Genomic DNA, 4203 nt, shown 5'->3' with positions numbered 1-4203 from the left:
TTATTACCACGAATATTCCTTTGTCTCAATGGGCTGAAACCTTTCAAGATAAAAAATTAACAAATGCACTAATCGATCGATTAGTGCACCACGCTAAGATTATTCAAATTACTGGAAAGTCTTATCGAATTAAAGATTATAAAGAAAAAAAGTTGTCGTATAAGTAACCTTGTTATTTATGGACCAAAAAACGACATTTCTAAATGGCCAAAAACCTACATTTTTGAATGGCCATTGACATTTCTTCCGCATAAACAAGAAAATCTTTTCTAAAATCGTTGATACAAATGAAAAATTGATTTAAAATAAAAACTCCTAAAAATAATATTATTACTATTCATCCTTTTATCCTTTCTTTGAAATATTTTTCTCCCGATCTTTAGTAATAAAATCCTTAGATAATGTTTCTTCGATTAGATTCATTGATATATTTTGTTGAACGCATATATTAGCCCTCATTTCTTAGGAGTTTTGAATCTAATATATGTGTTTTTTGTTGATTTACCAACACCTTAAGACATTTTCCGTTAGGAAAAAATTAACTAGCACCACGGGTTATTTATTAATTAGACATGTTTTTTCTATGGTTCATTATAAACAATTTGATGAATACTTCAAAAAACACCCATATAGTACGGTTAAACATACTTACACCTAATAAAATAGGTTGTTTTTGCAGACAACCTATGAACAGGCTGGGGTCATCACTTGTAGACTTATATTGAAATTTTTTACTTTTGTAAATCCAAAACCTCATTTAATTTTACAAAATTTCTCAGTTCATTTTTTCTTTCTACATTAATTGAAGATTTTTTAATTCCTTGAATAGCTCCTTCTAAAGCTAATAAGCGATGTAAACAAGCAGAATAATCATTTTTCTTTATTTTTAACCATGTTTGTTCTGCTCCTGATTCCTTCAGCTCTTCTATTGTATAAATCCCTATTCTATTTAACTGTTCTTCCAACTTCTTCCCAATGTTAGGATAATCGCTTAATTTTCGCATAAATTCCTTCTCACACAACCTTAAAATACCATTTTAAACTTGGTTAAATTTTTCTATAAAAAAAGACACGTAACTTAATGAAATTGTAGGAGACAAATCTAATTTTGTAATTCGAGTTAGTTACGTAACTAAAATTAATTTTATCATTCTTCAAAATTATTTTTTCTTAAAAAATGTCATTTGTAAAACAAATTAAAAAACTTTTTTTACGAAATATAGAGTTCAAAACTAAAATCAAAAATAATAATCCAAACTTTTTTGATAATCTTTGCGCATTACTTTTTTATAATGTCTAGGTAAAAAACATCTGATATCTTCTTCATGAAATCCTACTCCCATTTTACTCCTTTTACGATCTATAATAATTGGTAACCTTAGAATGTTAGGATTTTTAACAATCAACTTCAATGCTTCTTCATAACTTGAATTATCAAAATTATCTTTAATTTGTTTATAAATTTTTGATCTGCGACTTAAAATATCGTCAAAACCATTAGGAGTCAATAATACTATTCCTTCTAATTCAACTTTACTTAATGGACAATTGGTATGTATTCGTCTTTCCTTATAAGAAATTTTATTGTTTTGAAACCAGTGAATAGCAGAACGACAAGATAAATTTCCACCTTTAGTGTAAATAACTATCATTTTTCCTCCTTATAAAAGTATTAGTAAAGATAATTATATCCAACATTGGATAATAATATTCTCAATTTTTTTTTTTAACTAAAAGAAAAAAAACACCCGAATATGGGTGAAAAATAATAGTTTTTAGTAAATTGTTTTCGTGGAAAATGCAACATAATAGAAATACAATCTTATTTCATATCAGACTAAATCAACTATGTACCCTGTAGGACTCGAACCTACGACCGGAAGGTTATGAGCCGTCTGCTCTGACCAACTGAGCTAAGGGTACAGGTTGTTGCCACGAGATGTTAAAAGAAAATAGAACCCCCATATTTTTTCGTGACAACATTCCTAATGCATTGCCGCCTTTGTAATTGTAGGATTTCTTCACTTCAGGCCGTTTGATTCCTTGTGAAGCAATACGAGTGATTTCGTTGGTTGTGCCATGTTCCATGATCAAAATTTCTGCATACTTACCGATTACACCTTCTGCTTTGTCTGGTACTAACCACCGTCAAGGTTAAGACAATCTCTTAACTTTTTCAGAAAAACACCTTAATCCATCTATTACTACTTCATTCAAATCGGCAAAGTGACTACTCTAATTATTTCAGTTAGATTTCACATAACTAAATAATGATGAAATCATAAAAGTTATTTTAAGCGAGTCACGTAACAATAATTATTTTAACATTATTGAAAATCATAGTTTCCTAAAAAACTCATAAATGAAAAATAATTGACTGTTTTTTTGTTAAACTTCTTCCCATGATTTAGAAAACGATTCTTGTACAAATAATGAAGCTAAACCACTAATTTGTTTCAATCTTAATAATTCATCCTTATCCATACCTAAATTTGTTAAAATCCATTGATCATTCAACCCTAATTCCACTAACTTTTGTACGATTACTACCATACGATCAACTGAATGTGTTCCTCTTGCACGATTGTGTCGAATTGTACTGACAATTCTTTCTGTTATTGGCTTGTCAATGATTACTACAGGTAAATGATTACCTTCTCTCTTCGCAATTTTAGATGACTTTTTCATTACTAAGTATCGATGATAACCATCCACAATTTCATAGTAGTCTTTCTCTTTCACATAATAACAAACAATTGGCATCGTATAACCATCAGCTAAAATTGATTGTTCTAATAATTTTAATTCAGTTTTTCGCCATTGTGGCTAGCTTATGTATAGTATTTCGGCAAAAATAGCTATACAAATACTATATTTGTATGGTATACATAGATTATACACACATGCGAAAGGAAGTTTTCTATGGACATTTTAGTTCGGAAGATTGATTCAAAAATTATTTCAGAAATAGATAGACGTTGCCAAGAACTTACAAACAAAACTGGTAATAAATGGAGCCGTAATACGTACCTAAAAATTCTAATCGAAAACGATTTTGACCATGCACTTATGAATTATAGAAAAGATCAATTCGATTTATTACTCGAAAAATTTATCGCTATTCAAGCAAAAAATACTGAAACACTGAATGACTACGTTCATACAAACAACCAACTCATTGAAACACTTATCGGAGGAATATAACATGAGAAAAACTTCTGTTCAAAAACACGTTACCCTTTATCCCAGTCACGTAGACGTTTTAGATTCCATTATCGAAAGAAACCCAGATATCAACAATTACTCGGAAGCCATTCGTTTTTTATGTATGAGTTATGACCCTGATACCAACACGACCACTACCAGCAACCAAGCCAAACTAAATGCTATGGGAAAAGAAATTTCTATCATGACCGAAATTGTCGCAGAATTCGCTGATTTATATTTAAAAGACACAGGCGTACTTATTGGCACAAATTCTAAAGTGTATCAAGAAGTGAAAGAAAAAATTGAAAAGCAGCTTAATCCCTCCCAACGAAATCAACCAAAGAATCGTCAAAAAGAAACGAGTCAAACATTCACTTCTAAAAATTTCGACCCAACCAACTTTCTAAAAAGATAAGATAAGAAAATAAACCAAGACATTAAAAATTTCCTGGTTTATTTTCTTAGATGGGCTTCCCATCTTAATAGCAACATTTGCAACAAGATAGTACCCAATGAATGAAAAAAACGATATTTCAGAGAAAATGTAACAGAAAAAAACAAAAAATAATCATAAATACATGATTTGAAGTTATAAAAAAAGCTGTTCGTAAGAGCAGCTAAACAAAATTAATGATGAAAAAGCAACACGCTCGTAAAGCACTGCCAAGCATAACTAATCCCCTAAAAATAACAAGCTAAAAAAATGACCGGTCGAAAATCACAAAATCAGCGGCTGAAGCGGTTGGTAGAGGGGCAACTTGGTAGTATGTACATTATGTCTACTAACCTGTTAAATAACACTTTTTATCCTTAAATTTTTATCCTTATAGCAAAAAAAAAAAAAATATAATAATAATTTTTGTATTATACTTTGACAAAAGAACTGAAAAGGATGATTTATACATGAAATGTAAAAAAATAATTACAACGCTAATGCTTTCTACATCTATTCTAGGAACATTAACACCGATGGTACCTACTTTAGCAGCAGAAAAT

The 4203-nt window shown here is 29.9% G+C and carries 5 protein-coding genes, 1 tRNA gene and 2 pseudogenes; 3 read left to right on the top strand and 5 right to left on the bottom strand.

All coding sequences use genetic code 11. The annotated features are described in order from the left end of the window. Nucleotides 1–167: ATP-binding protein (locus G7Y42_RS14670; protein ID WP_165007607.1), on the top strand; the 167-nt coding region annotated here is incomplete at its 5' end. A 564-nt stretch (nucleotides 168–731) separates the two neighbouring features. Here the strand turns inward: G7Y42_RS14670 and G7Y42_RS14665 are convergent. From G7Y42_RS14665 to G7Y42_RS14645, 5 genes and pseudogenes are all read right to left on the bottom strand, one after another. After that, on the bottom strand, nucleotides 732–1004 hold the full coding sequence (locus G7Y42_RS14665) for a TfoX/Sxy family protein (protein ID WP_165007604.1): 273 nt from the start codon (nucleotides 1002–1004) through the stop codon (nucleotides 732–734). A gap of 234 nt (nucleotides 1005–1238) precedes the next feature. Next, the gene (locus G7Y42_RS14660; protein WP_165007601.1) at nucleotides 1239–1652 is read right to left on the bottom strand and encodes a Spx/MgsR family RNA polymerase-binding regulatory protein; all 414 of its coding nucleotides are present in this window, start codon (nucleotides 1650–1652) and stop codon (nucleotides 1239–1241) included. 197 nt (nucleotides 1653–1849) lie between these two features. After that, nucleotides 1850–1923, bottom strand: a tRNA-Ile gene (locus G7Y42_RS14655). A 57-nt stretch (nucleotides 1924–1980) separates the two neighbouring features. Beyond that, nucleotides 1981–2145 (bottom strand): annotated as a pseudogene (locus G7Y42_RS15100) (N-acetylmuramoyl-L-alanine amidase); the annotation flags it as partial. A gap of 243 nt (nucleotides 2146–2388) precedes the next feature. Next, nucleotides 2389–2808: pseudogene (locus G7Y42_RS14645) on the bottom strand (ParB N-terminal domain-containing protein); the annotation flags it as partial. A 114-nt stretch (nucleotides 2809–2922) separates the two neighbouring features. Here G7Y42_RS14645 and G7Y42_RS14640 point away from each other — a divergent pair. Then, nucleotides 2923–3204 carry a hypothetical protein gene (locus G7Y42_RS14640; RefSeq protein WP_165007598.1) on the top strand — a complete coding sequence of 94 codons (282 nt, stop codon included), beginning with the start codon at nucleotides 2923–2925 and terminating at the stop codon, nucleotides 3202–3204. A 1-nt stretch (nucleotide 3205) separates the two neighbouring features. Then, complete coding sequence (locus G7Y42_RS14635; protein ID WP_165007595.1) at nucleotides 3206–3622, top strand: hypothetical protein; 417 nt, start codon at nucleotides 3206–3208, stop codon at nucleotides 3620–3622. Nucleotides 3623–4203 lie beyond the last annotated feature (581 nt).

Origin of the sequence: Enterococcus sp. ZJ1622 (assembly GCF_011038845.1) — a bacterium.
Taxonomy (GTDB): Bacteria; Bacillota; Bacilli; order Lactobacillales; family Enterococcaceae; genus Enterococcus_B.
The sequence above is the reverse complement of the archived record's forward strand: the minus strand, read 5'-3'. Positions and strand labels throughout refer to the sequence as shown.

Coding starts and splice junctions, on each gene's coding strand:
- G7Y42_RS14660 (WP_165007601.1), bottom strand. CDS start 1,652: ATGATAGTTATTTACACTAAAGGTGGAAATTTATCTTGTCGTTCTGCT.
- G7Y42_RS14635 (WP_165007595.1), top strand. CDS start 3,206: ATGAGAAAAACTTCTGTTCAAAAACACGTTACCCTTTATCCCAGTCAC.
- G7Y42_RS14640 (WP_165007598.1), top strand. CDS start 2,923: ATGGACATTTTAGTTCGGAAGATTGATTCAAAAATTATTTCAGAAATA.
- G7Y42_RS14665 (WP_165007604.1), bottom strand. CDS start 1,004: ATGCGAAAATTAAGCGATTATCCTAACATTGGGAAGAAGTTGGAAGAA.